The 19404-nt window shown below is 73.7% G+C and carries 18 protein-coding genes; 13 read left to right on the top strand and 5 right to left on the bottom strand.

Annotation, left to right across the window (positions count from 1 at the left end):
• Positions 1–29: 29 nt before the first annotated feature.
• From ACFYOB_RS12985 to ACFYOB_RS12975, 3 genes are read right to left on the bottom strand one after another with little or no spacing between them, the layout of a single operon-like run.
• Positions 30–1070, bottom strand: coding sequence for a ketoacyl-ACP synthase III family protein (locus ACFYOB_RS12985; RefSeq protein ID WP_388558772.1), 1041 nt, complete (start codon positions 1068–1070; stop codon positions 30–32).
• Complete coding sequence (locus ACFYOB_RS12980) at positions 1067–1252, bottom strand: 4-oxalocrotonate tautomerase family protein (protein ID WP_388558769.1); 186 nt, start codon at positions 1250–1252, stop codon at positions 1067–1069. The genes ACFYOB_RS12985 and ACFYOB_RS12980 overlap by 4 nt, the downstream gene beginning before the upstream one ends.
• Positions 1234–2481, bottom strand: a complete 1248-nt coding sequence (locus ACFYOB_RS12975; RefSeq protein WP_388558766.1) for a DegT/DnrJ/EryC1/StrS family aminotransferase — start codon at positions 2479–2481, stop codon at positions 1234–1236. The genes ACFYOB_RS12980 and ACFYOB_RS12975 overlap by 19 nt, the downstream gene beginning before the upstream one ends.
• A 219-nt stretch (positions 2482–2700) precedes the next feature.
• On the opposite strand from ACFYOB_RS12975, the gene ACFYOB_RS12970 reads away from it, so the two are divergent.
• The 4 genes from ACFYOB_RS12970 to ACFYOB_RS12955 are packed head-to-tail and all read left to right on the top strand — an operon-like array spanning position 2701 to position 5342.
• Positions 2701–3780: an LLM class flavin-dependent oxidoreductase gene (locus ACFYOB_RS12970; protein WP_388558764.1), complete on the top strand. Its 1080-nt coding sequence runs from the start codon at positions 2701–2703 to the stop codon at positions 3778–3780.
• Positions 3777–4331 (top strand): nitroreductase family protein, encoded by a 555-nt coding sequence (locus ACFYOB_RS12965; protein WP_388558761.1) that lies wholly within the window; start codon positions 3777–3779, stop codon positions 4329–4331. Before ACFYOB_RS12970 ends, ACFYOB_RS12965 begins: the two co-directional genes overlap by 4 nt.
• The gene (locus ACFYOB_RS12960; protein WP_388558758.1) at positions 4288–4614 is read left to right on the top strand and encodes a DUF6092 family protein; all 327 of its coding nucleotides are present in this window, start codon (positions 4288–4290) and stop codon (positions 4612–4614) included. Before ACFYOB_RS12965 ends, ACFYOB_RS12960 begins: the two co-directional genes overlap by 44 nt.
• Before the next feature lie 14 nt (positions 4615–4628).
• The gene (locus tag ACFYOB_RS12955; protein ID WP_388558755.1) at positions 4629–5342 is read left to right on the top strand and encodes a tRNA-dependent cyclodipeptide synthase; all 714 of its coding nucleotides are present in this window, start codon (positions 4629–4631) and stop codon (positions 5340–5342) included.
• Here ACFYOB_RS12955 and ACFYOB_RS12950 read toward each other — a convergent pair.
• The gene (locus ACFYOB_RS12950) at positions 5326–6120 is read right to left on the bottom strand and encodes a BTAD domain-containing putative transcriptional regulator (RefSeq protein ID WP_388558752.1); all 795 of its coding nucleotides are present in this window, start codon (positions 6118–6120) and stop codon (positions 5326–5328) included. The two genes, ACFYOB_RS12955 and ACFYOB_RS12950, sit on opposite strands and share 17 nt — an antisense overlap.
• Before the next feature lie 250 nt (positions 6121–6370).
• Between ACFYOB_RS12950 and solA the strand changes: the two genes are divergently transcribed.
• From solA to ACFYOB_RS12905, 9 genes are all read left to right on the top strand, one after another.
• Complete coding sequence (gene solA / locus ACFYOB_RS12945) at positions 6371–7555, top strand: N-methyl-L-tryptophan oxidase (protein WP_388558749.1); 1185 nt, start codon at positions 6371–6373, stop codon at positions 7553–7555.
• Positions 7552–8058 carry a flavin reductase family protein gene (locus ACFYOB_RS12940; protein WP_388558746.1) on the top strand — a complete coding sequence of 169 codons (507 nt, stop codon included), beginning with the start codon at positions 7552–7554 and terminating at the stop codon, positions 8056–8058. Before solA ends, ACFYOB_RS12940 begins: the two co-directional genes overlap by 4 nt.
• A 52-nt stretch (positions 8059–8110) precedes the next feature.
• On the top strand, positions 8111–9211 hold the full coding sequence (locus tag ACFYOB_RS12935; protein WP_388558743.1) for a phenazine antibiotic biosynthesis protein: 1101 nt from the start codon (positions 8111–8113) through the stop codon (positions 9209–9211).
• Complete coding sequence (locus ACFYOB_RS12930) at positions 9211–10683, top strand: aldehyde dehydrogenase family protein (RefSeq protein WP_388558740.1); 1473 nt, start codon at positions 9211–9213, stop codon at positions 10681–10683. The genes ACFYOB_RS12935 and ACFYOB_RS12930 overlap by 1 nt, the downstream gene beginning before the upstream one ends.
• A 201-nt stretch (positions 10684–10884) precedes the next feature.
• On the top strand, positions 10885–11217 hold the full coding sequence (locus ACFYOB_RS12925; RefSeq protein ID WP_388558737.1) for a phosphopantetheine-binding protein: 333 nt from the start codon (positions 10885–10887) through the stop codon (positions 11215–11217).
• Positions 11210–14035 (top strand): type I polyketide synthase, encoded by a 2826-nt coding sequence (locus ACFYOB_RS12920; protein ID WP_388558734.1) that lies wholly within the window; start codon positions 11210–11212, stop codon positions 14033–14035. Before ACFYOB_RS12925 ends, ACFYOB_RS12920 begins: the two co-directional genes overlap by 8 nt.
• A 2-nt stretch (positions 14036–14037) precedes the next feature.
• Positions 14038–14811 carry a thioesterase II family protein gene (locus ACFYOB_RS12915; RefSeq protein ID WP_388558731.1) on the top strand — a complete coding sequence of 258 codons (774 nt, stop codon included), beginning with the start codon at positions 14038–14040 and terminating at the stop codon, positions 14809–14811.
• Between the two features lie 20 nt (positions 14812–14831).
• Positions 14832–15887: an aldo/keto reductase gene (locus ACFYOB_RS12910; protein WP_388558728.1), complete on the top strand. Its 1056-nt coding sequence runs from the start codon at positions 14832–14834 to the stop codon at positions 15885–15887.
• 26 nt (positions 15888–15913) lie between these two features.
• Complete coding sequence (locus tag ACFYOB_RS12905) at positions 15914–18382, top strand: acyltransferase domain-containing protein (RefSeq protein ID WP_388558725.1); 2469 nt, start codon at positions 15914–15916, stop codon at positions 18380–18382.
• An 8-nt stretch (positions 18383–18390) separates the two neighbouring features.
• On the opposite strand, the gene ACFYOB_RS12900 is transcribed toward ACFYOB_RS12905, so the two are convergent.
• On the bottom strand, positions 18391–19287 hold the full coding sequence (locus ACFYOB_RS12900) for a LysR family transcriptional regulator (RefSeq protein WP_388558722.1): 897 nt from the start codon (positions 19285–19287) through the stop codon (positions 18391–18393).
• Positions 19288–19404: the final 117 nt, after the last annotated feature.

Here is a 19404-nt window from a genome sequence, read left to right as displayed (position 1 = left end):
GGAAGAACTCCTCTCGGTCTCTGACCGGGTCAGCCGGTCCCGCCGGGCTCGGCGGTGATCTCCAGCAGGGCGCAGGCGGCCTCCATGCCGGTGGTGAAGCCGAGCATCAGCACCTGGTCCCCGGGCCGTACCTGTCCGCTGCTCCAGAGGTGTTCGAGGCCGAGGGCGAAGTCGGACACGCTCGCGTGGCCGATACGGCGGTTGAACTCCCACGTGCCGCGCTCGGCGCGCAGGCCCAGCGGGTCGAGGAGGAACACGTTCAGCGGGTCCTGGTTGAAGCCGTTGTGCACGATCCGGGCGACCTGGTCGAGGGAGCTGCCGGCGGAGGCCAGCGTGCGCTGCACGCTGTCGGCGATCAGCTCGCCGAAATCGCCGAGCGGGATGGCACCGCCCTCGGCCCACTTCAGCCGCCAGTGCTCCAGGCGGGTCTCGAAGTCCATCACCCGGTCCACCGGCGTCTGCGGGGGCAGCAGCGGCTCGTCCCCGCGGTGCATGGCCTCCATGCCGGGCTGCGAGACGAAGTCCATGGCGAGCAGCCGGGCGAAGCCGCCGCGCCGCGAGACCACCAGCGAGGACCCCGCGTCCGCGAGCACGAACATCGACGAGGACCGCCAGCGGTCCACCAGGGGTGTCGCGAAGTTGTCGGCCGCCGTCAGCAGCATCGCCGCGTCGGGATCGGCCGAGGCGGCCAGGCGCAGCGCCGCCGTCTGGAGGCCGGCCAGCAGGCCCAGGCAGCCGTGCTGGACGTGGAAGGCGGACACCGGCCGGTCCAGCGTGTGCAGCAGGACGTAGTGGGCCGGCGACCAGCCCTCGGGGCCCTGGTGGTAGGTGCTGCTGTGGAGCAGGCCGAGGAAGTCCTCCGGCCGGTGCCCGGATCGCCCGATCGCGGTCCGTGCGGCGCGTACGGCCATGTCGACGGCGGGCAGGGACTCCTCGACGGCGACCGACTCCAGGCCGGAGGCCTCGCGGGCCTCCTCGTCGTACCGGCCGGTGCGCACCGCGTCCTGCGTCGTGACGGCGGGCGGGAGATAGGTGCCGACTCCCGCGAGGTGGACGCTCTCGAAGTTCATGCGCCGGGCTTCCCCGCGATGCCCCAGTTCTCCCGGGGCACGGGCGTGAGGACCACCCAGACGGCGTCGCGTACCTCCTCGCCCAGCACACCGGCCGCGGCGTCCGTGAGGCGGCCGATCAGCTCGGCGCGGGTGCGCTCGTCGAGCCGGTCCTGGTAGAGCTTTACGTCGATGAGAGGCATGACAGTCCTTTCACTTCGGAGCTGAGAACGTCTTCGAGAGCGGCCGCCAGATGGTCGACCTGGCGGTCGGAGAGCCCCGGCTGGCAGGGCAGGTTGACGTGCTGGCCGAACCACGTCTGCTCGGCGACCGGGCACTCCCCGAGGCCGTGGCCCCGCTCGCGCCACTCCGGCAGCAGATGGAGCGGCAGGTAGCGCAGCTGGACCTCCACACCTCGCTCGTCCAGACCGCGGACCACCGCCTCGCGCAGGCCGGGCGGGCCGTCCACGAAGAAGGTGTGGAGGTGCTGGGCGTGCCGCACCCCGGGCCGCGGCTGCTGGAGGCGGGTGTACGGGTGGCGGGCGATCACCTCGTCCAGTCGGCGGGCGATCTCCCGCCTGCGGTCCACCAGTTCGTCCAGCCGTTCCATCTGCGCCAGGCCCACGGCGGCGGCCGCCTCGGACAGGGTCGCGTTGGTGCCCGCGCGGCGGACGTCGGAGCACACCTGCTCGTACGCAGACGACGCGTACTTCATCCAGGGCAGCAACTCCCGGCCGGGCGCGAGGCCTTCGTGTCGGGCCGGGGCGAAGTCCCCGTCCACCTCGTTGGAGCGCAGCCGGTCCAGCCGCTCGGCCCAGTCGTCCCGGTCCAGGGTGATCATGCCGCCCTCGCCGAGGGTGGTGATGTTCTTGGACGCGTGGAAGCTGAAGCAGCCGATGTCGCCCAGCGAGCCGGGACGGCGGCCGTCGTACACCGCGCCCAGGGCGTGCGCACAGTCCTCGATCACCGTGATGCCCCGGTCCCGGGTCACCGCCGTGATCTCGTCCATCTCGGCGGTCCAGCCGCCGTAGTGGACCAGCACCACGGCCCGGGTGCGGTCGGTGATCAGCGCCTTCAGCGAGGCCGGGTCGATGTTCAGCGAGTCGGGGTCGACATCGCAGAACCGGACGGTGGCCGGCAGCCCGAGCAGCGGCTGGACGGTCGCCTGGAACGTCTGGGGGGTGACGATCACCTCGTCGCCCTCCTTCAGGTCCAGAAGGTGGATGGCCAGTTCCAGCGCGACCGTGCCGCTGGTGACGGACAGGGCGTGCCGCGTGCCGATGTGCTCGCGGAACCGCTGTTCGAAGCGGTTCCGGAACGATCCCGTGGACAACGAGCCCTCCGAGGCGATCAGTTGCTCGAGCGCCTTGGCCTCGGCTGCACCGAGGATGCTGCCACGGCTCGCGTACGGCACGGCGTAGGTTCCGCGCATGACGGGTCCTCCGGCGTTGAGGTCGGGGAGCGCTGCCGCATCCCACGGCAGGCATGCCGGAAACCAACCATTCCGACCCCGCCCCGGGCAATGGAAAACCGCATTCCTGACACCGGGCTGACAGCCTGACGCCGAAATGAGTCCTCCGGTTGACGGGCCGCGCCGCACCCGCTTTCCCTTGGTCCGGCACACCAACCCCGGTTACCAGGAGGTGCGGGAATGACGGAATTCGGTGTCAACTTCTTCCCGGTGGTCGATCCGGCGGTCAAATCCGCCACCGCTTACTACGACGAGACCCTGCGGCTCATCGAATTGGCCGAGGCGCTGGGATTCACCCAGGCGCAGACGGTCGAGCACTATTTCACGCCCTACGGCGGCTACAGCCCCGACCCGGTGACCCTGCTCACCGCGGCGGCGGCCCGGACCAGCCGCATCCGCATCGGCACTGGAGCCGTCGTCCCCGCCTTCACCCACCCGGTGAAGCTGGCCGGCAAGCTGGCGATGCTCGACCACCTCTCCCACGGGCGGCTGGACGTCGGCTTCGGGCGGGCGTTCCTGCCCACCGAGTTCGCCGCCTTCGGCATCCCGATGGACGAGAGCCGGGCCCGGTTCGCGGAGGGCGTCGAAGCCGTCCGGCAGCTGTGGACCACGGAAGACCTGGTCTGGGAAGGCCGCTTCCACCGCTTCGGGCCGGTGACGCTGCTGCCCCGCCCCTACCAGCAGCCCCATCCGCCCCTGTACATCGCCTCCGCGACCAGCGCGGAGTCCTGCGCGGCCGCCGGCGCCGCGGGCCACCACCTCCAGGTGGTGCCCTCGGTGACCTCGGCGGAACAGCTCGCCGCGATGCTCGACGCCTACCGCGACGCCTGGGACGGAGCCGGACACCACTCCGGTGAGCGCCGCATCCAGATCAAGTTCACCTGCTACGTCAGCGAGGACCGCGAGGAGGCCCACCGGCAGGCCGAGTTCCACGAGCGCCAGTACGTCGAGCACATGGCGCGCGCGGTGGCCCCGCTGGCCACCGGAGGCTCCGCCGACTACCCCGGCTACGAGAAGTTCCTGGACAAGGCGAAGAACTACGGGTTCAAGGCGGCGCTCGACGCGGGCAAGGTGCTCGCCGGGGACCCGGACGGCGTACGCGAACAGATCGCCGCCGTGCGTGCCCGGTTCGGCACCGACCTGTCCTTCAGCCTCCAGTTCAACCCCGGCGCCACGGCCTTCGCCCGTGCCGCCACCGCCATGGAACTCTTCGCCGCGCACGTCATGCCCGCCTTCACCGGACAGGACGTGGCCGCATGAGCGACCTGCTCGACGTCCTGCGCAGCCGCACCGTCCTGCGCAACTACTCCGGCAAGCCCGTCGACGACATCGTGGTCGACGAGCTGCTGAGCGCCATGGTCAGCGCACCGACCGCCTCCAACAAGCAGGCCTGGTCCTTCGTCGTGGTACGGGAGCCGGAACGGGTCCGCCGGCTGCGGGCCTTCTCGCCCGGCATCATCGGCACCCCCGCGCTCGTCGTCGTGGCCTGCGTCGACCGCTCCCGCACCGACCGGCTGCCCGGGCACATCTCGCGGAAGATCTACGAGACCAGCCGCCTGTGCGTGGCCATGGCCGTGGAGAACCTGCTGCTCGCGGCCCACGCACGCGGGCTGGGCGGCTGCCCGGTGAGCAGCTTCCGGGAGGCCGCCGTGCGCACCCTCCTCGGCATCCCCGACCACATCGAGCCGCTGCTGGTGGTCCCCGTGGGCCACCCGGCCGAGGCCCCCGCACGCTCGGACCGTCGCGACAAGAACGAGGTGATCAGCCATGAAATCTGGGGACAGGGCCCTGCCGCAGGCCCGACTGCATGAGGAACTCGCCCTGCTGGCCGCGTACCTGCTGAGCAGCGGACGCGGACTGCTGGAGGAACCCGCGGACTACGGCGCGTACCGCTGCACCGACGCGGCCCGCCGGGTCCTGGACCTGCTGGAGCGGACCGGTGGGCACAACCCCGGACTGCACGCCGTCCGACGGAGCCTGGACGACGTCATGTTCGCCCCCATGGGGGGTGACGTCGACATGGCACACATCCTGGACGGCCTCTGCGAGCGGATGATCGACGCCTTGCGCGAGCCCGTGTCCGACAAAAAGTAGGGGAGAGACCGCACATGCAAGGCAATCAGCTCGCCGAATTACGCCATGGGATGTACACCGAGCCGCTCAGTGAATCCTGCCGGCGCATTCTCGAACGCGGTGAGCACGCGCTCGTCGGCGTGAGCGCGGGCAACAGCTATTTCGACCAGGAACGCCTGACCGCACTGCTGGAATGGACCCGCCGCACTTTCGCCGACGTGGATGTGGTGTACGTCGACACGCACATAGACACCATGCTCGTCGCCGACGGCCGCACCCCCGAATACGCGGCGCGCTCGGCCCGCAGCACCGTCAGGGACGTCCGCCGGCGGATCCGCCGTGCGGTGGAGCGGGTCGACCCGGACGGCCTGCGGATCCGGGTGCGCGCGCTGAGCGAACTGCTCGACACTCCGGAGTACCGGGAAGTGCGGCGCCGGACTGACCGTGCCCTGGTCGAGGATCCCGGATTCGCCGCCACGTGCGAGAAGATGGTGGGTCAGGTGTTGGAGCACCGCACGGGCCGGGGAACCGCCGTCACCACGGCGCACCGGGAGGCCGCCATGGGTTACGTCCGGGCCGAGGCGCCGCTCTTCGTCGATGCGCCCGCCGTTTTCAACGTGCCCTCGTCCACGGTCTGTTACCACGTGAACACTCCGATCAGCACTCATCTCGTGCAGCCGGACTCGACGTTCCGCGCCGCACCGGGCCACGGCTACGTGATCGTGAGGCCGTCTACTCCGGACTGCTGACCCACGCCGTCAGCCGCTCCAGCCGGGTACGCAGGGAGCGCTGCTCGGAGGCCAGCAACCGGATGATCCCGTGCAGCCGTTCGATCTCGTCGGGGCGGCCGGAGTCCGGCCCCGGCCGACGGGCCCGCACCACCACCGGGGCGGGCCGGCCGCGCAGCGCGAGCGCCAGCTGCTCCTGGAACCGGACCTGCCCCGGGTCCGCCGCCACCGCCGCCCGCAGCTCGCCGAGCACCTCCTCCTGGCGTCCCGTGCGCAGGGCGGTGTCGAAGAGCGTCTCCAGCGCGTCCTGCCGGATCCGCTCGTACCCGGCCGAGAGCCCGGCGCAGATCGGACCCCTGGCAACGCCTTCGAGCACCTCGCCCCGCCACAGCGCGAGCGCCCGCCGCAACGCCTCGTACGCGGCCTGCGGTTCGCGCTCGGCCAGCCCCCGGGCCGCGGCCACGGCCAGCCGGAACCGGCCGGCGTCGGTATCGCGCTCCCCGGCCGCGAGCTCGTACCCCGTGCTGTGCCGGACCAGGCGGGGAGCGTTGGCGCGCCCGGGCTCCGCCAGCGCCAGCCGTCCCCGCAGCCGGGACACGTGGGCCTGCAGGGCGTTGGCCGCCTTGGCGGGCGGGCGCTCGCCCCACAGCTCACGGGTCAGCCGTCCGGTCGGCACCACCACGCCCGGCCGGGCCAGCAGCGCGCCGAGCAGGGCGCCCTGCATCGGGCCGGCCAGGCGCACCCGACACCCCTGCCGCTCGTCGTGCACCTCGGGCACGCCCAGGATCCTGATGAGCATCCGTTCCCCCTTCGTGGCTCTCGTCCTCCGAGAGGACCACGGGCGGGGCGGCGGGGGCGTGAGTGAGCGGTACTCAACCGGGTCGGGGCGCCAGGGGGCGGAACACCGGCGCGGCCGCCCCGGCCGGGTGGTGTCCGGGCACCGGAATTGAGTACCGACCACTCAGGCGCCGGACCGCGACCGCATGGTCTGGTGGTCGCGGTCGTTCCGGCCGGTCCGGTCGCAGACGGAGAAACGGGAAGAGGAGCAGATGAGTCGATGGGACGCGGACGTGGCCGTGATCGGACTGGGGGCGTGGGGCTCCGCCGCCCTGTGGCAGCTGGCATCCCGCGGCGTCGACACGATCGGCTTCGAGAGCCGCCGGCCCGGACACGCACTGAGCTCCTCGTACGGCGGCTCGCGGATGTTCCGCACCACCTGTCTGGAGCACCCCGGGCTGGTACCGCTCGCGAGGCGGTCGGGCGAGCTGTGGCAGCGGCTGGAGGAGGAGGCCGGCCGGCGGCTGTTCTTGCCCTGCGGAGGCCTGCTCATCGGGCCCGGGGAAGGCGTCATCGTCGGCGGGACGCTGCGCGCGGCCCGGACGCACGGCATCGAGGTACGCACCATGGACGCGGCCGAACTGCGCGAGCGGTTCCAGCGCCACACCGGCCTGCCCGAGCACCACATCGCCGTGTGGGAGCCGTCCGCCGGTCTGCTGCGCGCGGAGGACTCCGTACGGGCCGCGACCGGACTCGCCCGAGCCGCCGGCGCCCGCGTGCGCACCGACACCCGCGTCCGCGCGGTCGAGGCGGTGCCCGGCGGCGTCCTGCTGCGGACCGCCGAGGGCGGGACCCGGGTGCGCCGCGTGGTGGTCACGGCCGGGTCGTGGCTGCCCGCACTGGTGGCGGGACTGCCGCTGCGGACCCTGAGGATGCCCCTGACCTGGTTCCGGCCGGTGGCCACCGACGGGAGCTTCGACCTGGAGCGCTTCCCCGTCTTCATGCGGGAGACCGAGGAGGGTCCCGTCCTGTGGGGCAACGGCAGGGAGGGCGGGTACGAGGTCAAACTCGGACTGGAGGGGTACGGCCCCGGGGCCCGCGCCCTCGACCCCGAAGACGACGGAGAGCGGTCGGTCCGCCCCGAGGACTGGACCGACCTGGCCCGGATGCTCCCGGGCCGGCTGCCGGGCCTGGAGGACCTGCCGGCGCAGGTGACCGTATCGCTGTTCACCCGCACGCCGGACGGCCAGTTCGTGCTCGGCCCGCTGGACGACGACGGCCGGATCGTGGTCGCCGGCGGGTGCAACGCCCACGGCTTCAAACACGCCACCGGCATCGGTGAGGCTCTGGCCGACCTGGCCACCGGCCGCCGGCCCGAGATCCCCCTCGGCTTCCTTTCCCCCGGCAGGTTCGGCCGGACCGCCGCGACCGCCTCCCCGATGGAGCGTGCACTGTGAGGACACCCGTCCAGGACACCACCACCCTGACCGATCCGGGGCGGTTCCGCGAGGCCATGGCGCTGCTGCCGGCCGCCCTCACGGTGGTCACCACCGTCGACGCCCTCGGCCGCCGCCGGGGATTCACCGCCAGCTCCGTCACCTCCGTCTCGCTCGGCCCGCCGCTGCTGATGGTCGGCGTCGGCCGGACCTCGAGCTGCCACGAGGCGCTCGTGAACGCACCGGAGTTCGTCGTCAACGTACTCGGCGGGCAACACCGCGACCTGGCCGCGAAGTTCGCCGCCCACGGCGTCGACCGCTTCGCCGGAGAGGAGTTCGCGCACTGGCCGGGGACCAGCCTGCCCGTGCTGCCCGACGCGCACGCCGCCTACCGCTGCCTGCGCCACGAGGTCGTTCCCGCCGGAGACCACGACCTGCTGCTCGGGGCGCTCGCCGGGGTTCGGGCCGGGCGCCCCGGCAGTCCGCTGCTCTGGTACCGGCGGACCTTCCACACCCTGCCGTGAGCCCGCCGGGCGCCGTCACCGTATACCCGCTCCAGCTGCCCCAGGAGGCACAGTGTCACCCGTAGAGCGATCCGTGCTGGACCTGCCGTTCGATGTGGCCCCGGATCCCGACGAGTTCGTCCGGGCCGCCATGGAATGGCACTTCGACCCGCGGACCGGGTCGCCCTACTGGCTGCGCCGGGCCGCCTCGCTCGACTTCGACCCGCGCCGCGACGTCAAGACCCATGCCGACCTCCGGCTCTTCCCCAACGTGGTGAACGAGCTACGCGAGGTCCCCGTGGCAGACCTGCTGCCCCAGGGCTACGGCGGTGCGGCGGACATCGTCGGCGCCTTCGAGAGCGGCGGCACGACCGGCGCGCCCAAGCGCGTGGTCTGCCTGCGCGACTGGATGGACCGCATGCTCGCGTGGAGCACCGCCAACCTGGACCTGCACGGCTTCCCGCGCGGGGCCCAGTGGCTCGGGGTCACGCCCTCCGGGCCGCACATCGTCGGGCGGATCTTCGACGAGTCGGCCAGGACGCACGGCAGCCTGGGCTTCCACGTCGACCTCGACCCGCGCTGGGTGAAGAAGCTGATCGCCTCCGGGCGTCAGGACCTGGCCGACGACTACGCCGAACACGTCGTCGACCAGGCCGCGTTCATCCTGCGCACCCAGGACATCGGCGTCATGACCATCACCCCGCCGCTGCTGGAGCGGCTCGCGCGCCGCGACGAACTCGTCGACCTCGTCAACGAGAAGGTGAAGGCGATCCGCTGGGGCGGCACCCAGATGGACGCCGACACCCGCCACCTGTACCGCACCGAGGTCTTCCCCGGGGTGAGGTTCTACGGCCACTACGGCAGCACCATGATCCTGGGCATCGCCGGGCAGCGGTTCGACGAGGACGACGTGGACGCGTGCGTCTTCGACACCTTCTCGCCGTACGTGACCTTCCGGGTCGTCGACCCGGCCACGGGGGACCCGGTGCCGTACGGCGCCCGTGGGCAGGTCGTGATGAACCACGTCAGCAAGGGGCTGCTGCTCCCCAACAACCTCGAACGCGATCTCGCGACCCGCGTCGAGGCGCCGGCGGGGCACGCCGGCGACTCGGTCCAGGACATCGCGCCGGTGGCCCGCTTCGACGACGAGGCCGTCATCGAGGGGGTCTACTGATGACGCGGCCTCCCACCACCCCCTCCACCACCCCCTCCGCCGGGCCCTCCACCGCACGGTCCGCCGGCTCCGCGGCCGCGGCGGACGGCAGCGCGGCCACGGCCGGACCCGGGCCGCTCGTCCTGGACGTGCTCGGGCCCACCGGGGCGTACCGGGCCCGCAACCGCCAGGTCGTACCCGATCTCACCGGTGTCCCGGCCGTCGAACTCGGCCTCGCCCCACGGCTGTTCGTCAGCCGGGCCATGAGCGCCCTGCGCACCGCAACCCCGCTGCCGCTGGACGACCGGGTGGCGGCGATCGCCGGCGCCGGCGAACTCTTCGCCACGGCGGAACTCGGCGGACTCACCCCGGCCGCCTACGAGCACGCCGTCAGCCGTGTCGCCGGCATCCCGCTCCCCGTGGTCCGTACCGCCACCCGGACACTGGCCCGCCGTACCGCCGACCTCTACCGCGGGCTCCGCTTCGCCCGCCCCGCCGGCGCCGTCGGCGACTGGCGCGACCCGCTCACCCGCACCGGACGGGCGGTGTGGGCCCGGCGCGGCGAGGTCCTCGCCGTCCACGCCGCCGGCAACCACCCCGGCACGCACAGCCTGTGGCCCGAAGCGCTGGCCCTGGGCTACCGGGTTGCGGTACGCCCCTCCCGGCGCGAACCCCTCACCCCGCACCGGCTCGTCACGGCCCTGCGCGCCGCGGGCTTCCCCGACGACCACGTGGTCCTGCTGCCCGCCGAGCACGAGGCGGCCGGGGCCATGCTGCGCGACGCCGACCTCGCGTACGGCAGCGACGAGGTCATCCGGGAGTTCGCGGACGACCGGAGCGTGCTGCCGCTGACCCCCGGGCGCAGCAAGGTCCTCCTGACAGCCGACAGCGACTGGCGGCGCCATCTCGACACCGTCGTCGACTCGATCGCGCACCACGGCGGCACCGGCTGCGTCAACGCGACCGCGGTGTTCGTCGAGGGCGACCCGGCGCCCGTGGCACAGGCCCTCGCCGGGCGCCTCGCCGCGCTGCCGAGCCTGCCGCCGCAGGACGAGAACGCCGTGCTGCCCGCGCAGAGCGCCGCCTCCGCCCGGATCCTGGAGAAGTACGTCCTCGGACGCGCCGAGGGCGCCCGGCCCTGGCTCGGCGGGGACGGCATCGTCGAGGAACTCGGGGACGGCAGCGCCGTACTGCGCCCCGCCGTCTTCCAGCTCGGCCGGCCGGACGACCCGGCCGCCGGCACCGAAGTGCCCTTCCCCTGCGTCTGGGTGTGCCCCTGGACCCGAGAGGCGTGGACCGCACCGCTGCGCGACACGCTGGTCCTCAGCGCCTATACGGGGGACGAGCGGCTCATCGACGCGCTCCTGCACGAGCCGAGCATCAGCAACCTCCACATCGGCGACCACCCCACCCACTGGACCGACATCGGCATGCCCCACGACGGCTATCTGGCCGATTTCCTGATGCGCAGCAAGACGGTGCTGCGCGGCTGACAGACGTTCACCCCGCGAGGCGTCGGCGACCCGTTTCCACACGGTCCGCCGGCGCCTTCGCGCATGCCCGCGCCGCAATTCCCATAACGAATTGTTCTGACCCCGAGGGAATGCAGCTATTGGACATCCGAGTCCGGCACTTGGACGATCAAATGGCCGACTGCCCCGTAATTCCCGCGAATGACGCATTGGAGTGGCCCCGTGACATCCCAGTCGCCCCCACCGGAACAGCGGACCGAGCAGGTCGTCGCCGACATCTGGAGTGAGGTACTCGAACTGCCGCACGTGGGTCCGCAGGACAACTTCTTCGATCTGGGCGGGCATTCCCTCCTGCTGGCCGTGGTCCGTGAGAGCATCGCCCGGCGGCTGGGCAGGGACGTGCCGCTGGTCGAGCTGTTCGCCCACCCCACCGTCAGCGCGCTCGCCCGCTACCTCGACGGCGACGGCCGGTCCTCGGCGGCCAGGCCCCGGGCCGTCGACCGCGCCCGGCTCGGCAGCCGGCGCGCCGCGCTGCGGGGAGGCACCGGTGACTGACGCAGGCCGGATCCCGGACGACAGCGGCCACGTGGCCGTCATCGGCATGGCGGGCCGCTTCCCCGGCGCCCGGGACACCGACGAGTTCTGGCAGAACCTCGCCGGGGGACTCGACACCATCACCCGCGACGAGGCCCGGCCGCTGCGCACCGGTGACGGCGGAGGCACGGAGGGCGGCCCGCTGCACGTGCCGGCCCGCGGCCTGCTGGAGCACGCCGAATGGTTCGACGCGGGCTACTTCGGCTACTCCGACGAAGAGGCCCTCCTCCTCGACCCGCAAGCCCGGGTCTTCCTCGAATGCGCCGTCGAGGCCCTCGAACACGCCGGGCAGGATCCCGACCGCTGCCCGGGGCCCGTGGGCGTGTACGGCGGATCGACCGACACCGCCCACCTCCAGACGGTGCTGGCCCACCGGGAGCGCTTCGCCCACGTGACCGACGGCGACCTGCTGCTCGGCTCGGCGCCGGAGTTCCTGGCCTCGCGCACCGCCGAGCGGCTGGGCCTGCGCGGACCCGCGACGACCGTCCAGTCCGCCTGCGCCACCGCCCTCGTCGCCGTCCACCTCGCCGTCCAGGGGCTGCTGAGCGGCGACTGCGACCTCGCGCTGGCCGGTGGCGTCGCCGTGCACGTCCCGCCCAAGGCGTCCGGATACAGCGAGGACGGCATCCTCTCCGCCGACGGCGTCACCCGTACCTTCGACGCGCGCGGCGACGGGACCGTGGCGAGCAACGGGGTCGGCATCGTGGTCCTCAAGCGCCTGCGCCACGCGCTCGCCGACGGCGACAGGATCCTCGCCGTGATCCGCGGCTCCGCCGTCACCAACGACGGCTCGACGCGGATCGGCTTCACCGCGCCCAGCGTCGAGGGACAGTCGGCCGCGGTCCGGGCTGCTCACCTCACCGCCGGGGTGGACGCCGGGACCATCACGTACGTGGAGGCCCACGGCACGGCGACCCCGCTCGGCGATCCCATCGAAGTCACCGCACTGACCCGGGCGTTCCGGGAGGACACGGCCGAGCGGGGCTACTGCGCCATCGGATCGGTCAAGAGCAACATCGGCCACACCGACGCCGCCGCGGGAGCCGCCGGGCTCATCAAGACGATCCTCGCGCTGGAGCACGCCGCGATACCGCCCACCCTCCACTTCCAGGAACCCAATCCGCAGATCGACTTCGCGTCCGGACCGTTCCGGGTGGCCACCCGGAACGAGCCGTGGCAGCCCCGCGGCGGCGTCCGCCGGGCCGGAGTCAGCGCGTTCGGCGTCGGCGGGGCCAACTCCCACGTCGTCCTGGAGGAGGCTCCCGCCGCACCGCCCACCGGCCCGGCCCAGGCCGATCAGCTCCTCGTCCTCTCCGCCCAGACCCCGGCTGCCCTGGCGGCCGCCGCAGCCCGGCTCGCCGCGCACCTGAGGACCGTGCCCGAGCCGGTTCTGGCCGACGTCGCCTGGACCCTCCAGACCGGCCGCCGTGAGCACCCCTGCCGCGGCTACGTCGTCGCACGGGGGGCCGGGGAGGCGGCGGCCGCACTCGACACCCTGGCCGCCGGGGCCGCCCGCGCCGGGCACACCGGGGGCGGCGTGCCCGGCAACCGCCCCGTGGTCCTGCTGTTCCCCGGCACCGCCCGGCCCCCGGGCCCCGGCCGGCAGTACCGCCTCGCCGAGCCGGAGTACGAACGTGCCTTCGCCGCCTGCCTCGACGCCCTCGACGCCCTCGACCCCGATCTGGCGGCGGCCGTGCGCGCAGCCGACCCGTCCGAGGACGCCCCGGACGAGCGCGACGGCTCCCCGGACCCGGCCGTCCGCGCCGTCCGCACCTTCGCCCGGGAGTACGCCCTCGCCCGGCTGTGGATCAGGTGGGGAGTGCGGCCTGCCGGCGTCGCCGGCGTCGGGGAAGGGGCCCTCGTCGCGGCCGCCGTGGCGGAGGTCCTCGACCTGCCCGGAGCGCTGTGCCTGGCGGTCGCCCGGGCCCGCGCCACGGGTTCCGCGCGCCAGGACGCGCTGCTCGCCCTCGCCCGTACGAGCGTCCCCCGGCCGCCCCGCATCCCGCTGTACTCCAGCCAGGACGGACGGTGGCACGACCCGTCCGGCCCGGCGCCCGACGCGGACTGGTGGGCACGCGAGTGGACGGGGGACGGCCCGTCCGATCCGCAGGCCGCCGGTCTCACCACCGTGCCGGCCCCCTCCGGCGGAGCCGACCCCGTCCTGCTGCGGCCGGGCCCCGGACCGGCCGCGGCCCGTGGCGGCCGGGAGGAACTGCTGTCGGGGCCGCTGGGCGGGCCGAAGAGCGAGAGCGATGCTGCGGCCTCGGTACTCGACGCGCTCGGCAGGCTGTGGGCCGCCGGAGCCCCCGTCGACTGGAGCGGCGTGCACGACGGCGCCCGCCGCGCCAGAGTCCCGCTGCCCGGTTATCCGTTCGAACGCCGCCCGTACGTGCTGCTGCCCTCGCAGGGCCGGCCGGAAGCCGAGACCCCCGCCACCGGCCCGCACCCGGGCCAGGAGCGGCCCGCCCCCGGGCCCGCCGATGCCGCCGCCCGCCGGGAAGGGGACGACGACAGCACCGAGGGGCGCACCCTCGCCCTCGTCCTGGAGCTGTTCCGCCAGGTCCTGGGCATGCCGGAGGTCGACCCGGAGGACAGCTTCTTCGACCTCGGCGGCGACTCGCTGATCGCCTCCCGGGTGCTGGCCGAGATCCGCGAACGGCTGCCCGTGGAGCTCACCGCGAAATCGCTCTTCGCCGCCCCCACCGCCGTCGAGTTCGCGGAGTTCCTCGACGCGGAGCTGGCCGGCGACGACGTACGGACCCCCGAGAGGCAGGCGTGAACATGGCGCACCCCACCGCGGCCGCGCCCCGGTCCGCCGGGCCCACCGCGACCCCCTGGCTCGCCTGCCGGGACCGCAAACCCGACGCCACGGCCCAGCTGTACTGCTTCGCCCACGCCGGCGGCTCCGCGGGCGAGTTCCTGCGCTGGTCCGACGAGCTGCCAGGGGTCCGGGTCCTGGGCCTGAAGCTTCCCGGCCGGGCGCCGCGGCAGGAGGAACCGCCCTTCACCCGCATGCCGGACCTCGTCGACGCCCTCGTGGAGCAGGTCGGCTTCGGGCCCGGGCCGTTCGCCTTCTTCGGACACAGCCTCGGCGGCCTGGTCGCCCACGAGGTCGCCCGCAGGCTGCGCGCCGCCGGCCGGCCGGGTCCGCGGCGGCTCTTCGTCTCCTCCGTCCAGCCCCCGCCGTTCACCACCCGCCGGCCGGTGCACCGGCTGCCCCCGGCCGAACTGCTCACCGAGATCGAGCGGCGCTGGGGCGCGCTGCCCGCAGCCGTCCACGAGGACGACGAGCTGCGCGACATCGTCCTCGGCTACTTCCGGGCCGACATGGAGATCGCCGAGACCTACGGGTTCCTCCCCGGACCCCCGCTCGCCGTCCCGGTCACCGTGTTCGTGGGGGACCAGGAGGACGGCGACCTGACCGGCTGGGGCGCCCACACCACCGGCCCCTTCCACCACCACACCCTGCGCGGCGGCCACTTCTACTTCCGCGACCCCGAGCAGCGGCGAGAGCTGCTGCGCCACGTCCACCGGGCGCTCGGCGCCGAGCACTGACGCGACAGAGGAGGCGCACCATGCGCTACACGACCTTCGGACGCAACAACGGCCTGCGGGTCTCGGAACTCGCCCTGGGAACAGCCAATTTCGGCGCCTCCTGGGGCGGCGGGGCCAGCCGGGAGGAGTCCCGGAAGATGTTCGAGCGCTTCGCCGAGGCCGGCGGCACCTTCATCGACACCGCCGACAGCTACCAGCTCGGCCAGTCGGAACAGTTCCTCGGCGAGCTCATCGGCAGCGACCGCGACCACTTCGTACTGGGCACCAAGTTCTCCCTGGGCAACGCACGCCCCCACGTCTCCACCACCGGCAACAGCCGCAAGAACATCATCCGATCGGTCGACGCGAGCCTGAAGCGCCTGAGCACCGACCACATAGACCTCTACTGGGCCCATCTGCCCGACACCGTCACCCCCGTCGAGGAGATCCTGACCACCCTCGACCAGCTGGTCCGCTCCGGAAAGATCGGCTACACCGGGCTGTCCAACTTCCCCGCCTGGCAGGTCTCCCGTGCCGTGACCCTGGCCGAACTGCGCGGCTGGAACCCGCTGGTGGGCGTTCAGTTCGAGTACAGCCTCGCCGAGCGCAGCGCCGACCGGGAACTGCTGCCCATGGCGGAGGCGCTCGGCCTCGGCACCGCCCTCTGGGCCCCGCTCGGAGGCGGGCTGCTGACCGGCAAGTACCGCGGCGGCCGCGGCGGCAGGCTCAGCGACTGGGAGGGCCGCGGCATCCGTACGGAGGACAGCGCGCAGCGCACCGACGTACTCGACACCGTGCTCGCCGTCGCCGGGGAGAGCGGGCACCAGCCCGCCCAGGTGGCCGTGGCCTGGCTGCGCGCCCGGGCCGCGGCGGCGGCCACAGCCGTCGTGCCCGTCATCGGCCCGCGCAACGTCGGGCAGCTGGAGGGCTACCTGTCCGCGCTGGACGTGACCCTCGACGCCGCGTCCCTGCACCGGCTCGACGAGGTCAGCGCCGTACGGCCGGGCACGCCCCACGAGCTGGTGGCGAACACGCTCGACGTGGTCCTCGGCGGCGGGGCCGGGCGTGTCGTACGGCCGCCCGTACCGGTGGCGTGAGCGAACGAAGGAGGAGGAAGGACGAGATGAACGCGACCGACCCGGCCGACACCCAGGCCGACGCCCCGGCACCCGAGCAGTCATGTGAGGGGGCACCGGAGCAGGCACCCGACCAGGCGACCGACCAGGCACCCGACCCGGCGTCCGAGCAGGCATCCGACCCGGCGTCCGACCAGGCACCCGAGCAGGCATCCGACCCGGCCGACGACGGATCCGCCGTCGCCGTCATCGGCATGGCGGCCCGGTTCCCCGGCGCGGACGGCGTCGCCGCCTACCGGGACCGGTGGGCGCAGGGCGCCCGCCCCGGACCCCTGCTGGAGGACGCCGACGGCTTCGACCACGCACTCTTCGGCCTCTCGCCCGGCGAGGCCCTCATCACCGACCCGCAGCAGCGCGTGCTGCTCGAATGCGCCCAGCACGCGCTGGAGGACGCCGCCTGCGATCCCGCCCGCGAGGAAGGGGCCATCGGCGTCTACGTGGGCTGCGGCAGCACCCCGTACGCCGCGCGGCTGCGCCGCGAGCCGCACCGGCTGCCCTTCGCGGACGACTGGCAGATCAGGATCGCCACCGGCGCGGACTTCCTCGCCGCCCGCCCCGCGTACAAGCTGGGCCTGACCGGGCCCGCGGTGACGGTGCAGGGCGGGTCCGCCACCATGCTCCTGGCCGTCCACACCGCGGTGCAGGGACTCCTCGCCGGCGACTGCGACCTCGCGCTGGCGGGTGCGGTCACCGTCCGCCCCGCCGGCCCGGACAGCGAGGAGTCGGTCGGCGGCTGCGGGATCGTCGTCCTCAAGCCGCTGCGGGAGGCGCGCGAGGCGGGCGACCGCATCCACGCCGTGGTCCGCGGCACGGCCGTGGCCAACGGGGACGACGCCGGCGGCGTGGCGCGACAGGCCGGCGCGGTGGCCGGGGTCGCGGCCGAGGCGGTGGTCCCGTTCCGGGCGGACCGTTCGCGGGTGCCCGGGACCGCCGTCACCGACACCATGCCCGGCGCCGCGGCCTTCCTCGACGCCGTGCTCGCCGTCTCGGCGGAAGAGCCCGGCGGCCCGGGCCTGACCGGCGTCGAAGCCGCGGGCCCGCACGGCCTCCACGCGCACGTCGTCGTGGGCCGGCCGCCGCGCACGGACGGCCCGGAAGCCGGGCCCGAGGGGGACGGAGGCTGGCAGCTGCTGCCCCTGTCGGCGCGCGACGGGGACACCCTCGACGAACTGACCGCACGGCTCGGACAGCACCTGGCCGGGAATCCGCGCGAGCCGGTGGCGGACGTGGCGTGGACGCTCCAGACCGGGCGCACCGCACGCCCCGCGCGCCGGTTCGTCGTCGCTCCCGGTACGGCCGCGGCCGCGGCTGCGCTGAACAGCGGCAAGCGCCGGCTGACCCCGTCCGGCACGGCCCCGCGGACCGCGCGCCCCGTCGTCTTCACCTTCCCCGGCCAGGGCGGCCAGCACGTGGGCATGGCCCGCATGCTCTACCGCGCCGACCCCGGTTTCCGGGCCGACGTCGACGCCTGCTCCGAACTGGCCCGGCCCGCGCTCGGACTCGACCTGCGCTCCGTCGTCGACCCGCGCGACGAGGCCGAGGAGGAGCGGGCGCGCCGCGCGCTGTCGACCATCGAGGTCGGCCAGCCGGCCGTCTTCATGGTCGAATACGCGCTGGCCCGGGCCCTGGGGCGGTGGGGAGTGCGCCCGGCCGCGGTCGTCGGGCACAGTCTCGGGGCGTACGCCGCCGCGTGCCTGGCCGGCGTGTTCTCGCTGCCCGACGCGCTCGCCCTGGTCGTGACCCGGGGCAGACTGCTCCAGAGCCTGCCGTCCGGGTCGATGGCCGCCGTCGAGCTGCCCGAGTCCGAGGTCCTCCCGCTGCTCCCGGACGGGCTGGGCATCGGTGCCGTCAACGGGCCCGGACAGGTCGCGGTATCGGGGCCGACCGAACTGGTGCGGCGCTTCGTGCGGGAATTCCCCCGACCGGACGCCGAGGTCAGGCTGCTGAAGATCGCCACGGCGGGGCACTCGGCCCTCGTCGAGCCGATCCTCGACGAGTTCGAGGCGTACGTGGCCGCACTGCGCCCGGCCAGGCCCGTGGTACCCGTCGTCTCGGACACCACCGGAGGCTGGGCCGACCCCGGAGACATCGCCACTCCCGGCTACTGGCGCCGGCACCTGCGGCACGCCGTACGGTTCGACGACGCGCTGTCCACGCTCGCGCGGGATCCCGCGGGCATCCTCCTGGAGGTCGGGCCGGGCCTGACGCTGACGTCACTGGCCCGCCGCCATCCGGCGCTCGCCGGCCCGGACCGCCTCATGCTCCAGACACTGCCGCACCCGGCCGACGAGACCCCAGAGCTGAGCATCCTGCTCACGGCCCTCGGCCGGCTCTGGCTCGCGGGTACGGAGCTGGACTGGACGGCCCTGCACCCGGGCGGCCGCCGCAGGGTCCGGCTGCCCGGACACCCGTTCCGGCGGACCAGGTTCACCCTGGACTCCGTGGACGCCCGCTGACCGGCCCTTCAGCTTCCGGCCGGCTCCGCGAGCTCCCGGCGGGCGTGCGTGAGGAAGGCGCGTGCCGCCGGGCTGGCCGGGCCCTCCGCGCGCCACGCCAGCGCCAGCCGCCCGCGCAGGTGCGCACTGTCGATCCGTACGGTGCGCAGCTGCCGGGCGTGCGCGCGGGCGAACGGCTGGGGAAGGATGGCGAGCCCCAGCCCCCGGGCGGCCAGCTGCGCGAGCACCAGCGGGTCGCTGGCCTCGAAGGCTATGCGCGGGGTGGCGGCCACTGCGGACCAGGCCGCCTCGACGGACGTCCGCAGCCCGGTGCCGGGCGGCAGGCAGATCAGGGTGTGATCGCGGATCTCCTCGACGGACACCCGCTCGCGGTGGGCCAGCGGATGGTCGGCACTGACCGCGCCGACGAGCAGTTCGTCGGCGATGACCTGGACGCCCAGGCCGGGCGGCGGATCGGTGGCCATGCCGATCACCGCGATGTCGATCCGCCCCGTACGGACGCCCTCGGCGAGGTGGTCCGAATTCCCCTCCGACAGAGCCATGTCGATGGACGGGTGCAACGCGTGGAACTCGGCCAGCAGTTTCGGCAACGACAGAGGGGAGGAGGAGGCGACGGTCCCGATGGAGACCTGGCCCCGCAGGAGACCGGTGACCTCGTCCACGGCGAGGCGGGCGCCGGCCACGGCGGCCAGTGCGGCCCGGGCGTACGGCAGCACGGCGACGCCCGCGTCGGTCAACTGCACCTGACGGCCACTGCGGTCGAGCAGTTCCTGTCCCAACTCGCGCTCCAGCCGACGTATTTGAGCACTCACCCCCGGCTGCGCCACGTGAACGCGCGCGGCGCCCCTGGTGAAGCTCGCCTCCTCGGCTACGGCGACGAAGTATTCCAACTGGCGCAGTTCCATGAGCGCCGAGTCTAAAGGGTGGCTTATGAGTGAGTTCTCTTCGCTGGTGTCGCGGGTCGAGGGTGAGGTGTTCCTGCCCGGGCAGGAGGGTTTCGACGAGGAGCGGACCGGTTTCCA

Origin of the sequence: Streptomyces sp. NPDC006463 (genome assembly GCF_042870715.1) — a bacterium.
Taxonomy (GTDB): Bacteria; Actinomycetota; Actinomycetes; order Streptomycetales; family Streptomycetaceae; genus Streptomyces.
The sequence above is the reverse complement of the archived record's forward strand: the minus strand, read 5'-3'. Positions and strand labels throughout refer to the sequence as shown.

Coding starts and splice junctions, on each gene's coding strand:
- ACFYOB_RS12985 (WP_388558772.1), bottom strand. CDS start 1,070: ATGAACTTCGAGAGCGTCCACCTCGCGGGAGTCGGCACCTATCTCCCG.
- ACFYOB_RS12980 (WP_388558769.1), bottom strand. CDS start 1,252: ATGCCTCTCATCGACGTAAAGCTCTACCAGGACCGGCTCGACGAGCGC.
- ACFYOB_RS12975 (WP_388558766.1), bottom strand. CDS start 2,481: ATGCGCGGAACCTACGCCGTGCCGTACGCGAGCCGTGGCAGCATCCTC.
- ACFYOB_RS12970 (WP_388558764.1), top strand. CDS start 2,701: ATGACGGAATTCGGTGTCAACTTCTTCCCGGTGGTCGATCCGGCGGTC.
- ACFYOB_RS12965 (WP_388558761.1), top strand. CDS start 3,777: ATGAGCGACCTGCTCGACGTCCTGCGCAGCCGCACCGTCCTGCGCAAC.
- ACFYOB_RS12960 (WP_388558758.1), top strand. CDS start 4,288: ATGAAATCTGGGGACAGGGCCCTGCCGCAGGCCCGACTGCATGAGGAA.
- ACFYOB_RS12955 (WP_388558755.1), top strand. CDS start 4,629: ATGCAAGGCAATCAGCTCGCCGAATTACGCCATGGGATGTACACCGAG.
- ACFYOB_RS12950 (WP_388558752.1), bottom strand. CDS start 6,120: ATGCTCATCAGGATCCTGGGCGTGCCCGAGGTGCACGACGAGCGGCAG.
- solA (WP_388558749.1), top strand. CDS start 6,371: ATGAGTCGATGGGACGCGGACGTGGCCGTGATCGGACTGGGGGCGTGG.
- ACFYOB_RS12930 (WP_388558740.1), top strand. CDS start 9,211: ATGACGCGGCCTCCCACCACCCCCTCCACCACCCCCTCCGCCGGGCCC.
- ACFYOB_RS12915 (WP_388558731.1), top strand. CDS start 14,038: ATGGCGCACCCCACCGCGGCCGCGCCCCGGTCCGCCGGGCCCACCGCG.
- ACFYOB_RS12910 (WP_388558728.1), top strand. CDS start 14,832: ATGCGCTACACGACCTTCGGACGCAACAACGGCCTGCGGGTCTCGGAA.
- ACFYOB_RS12905 (WP_388558725.1), top strand. CDS start 15,914: ATGAACGCGACCGACCCGGCCGACACCCAGGCCGACGCCCCGGCACCC.
- ACFYOB_RS12900 (WP_388558722.1), bottom strand. CDS start 19,287: ATGGAACTGCGCCAGTTGGAATACTTCGTCGCCGTAGCCGAGGAGGCG.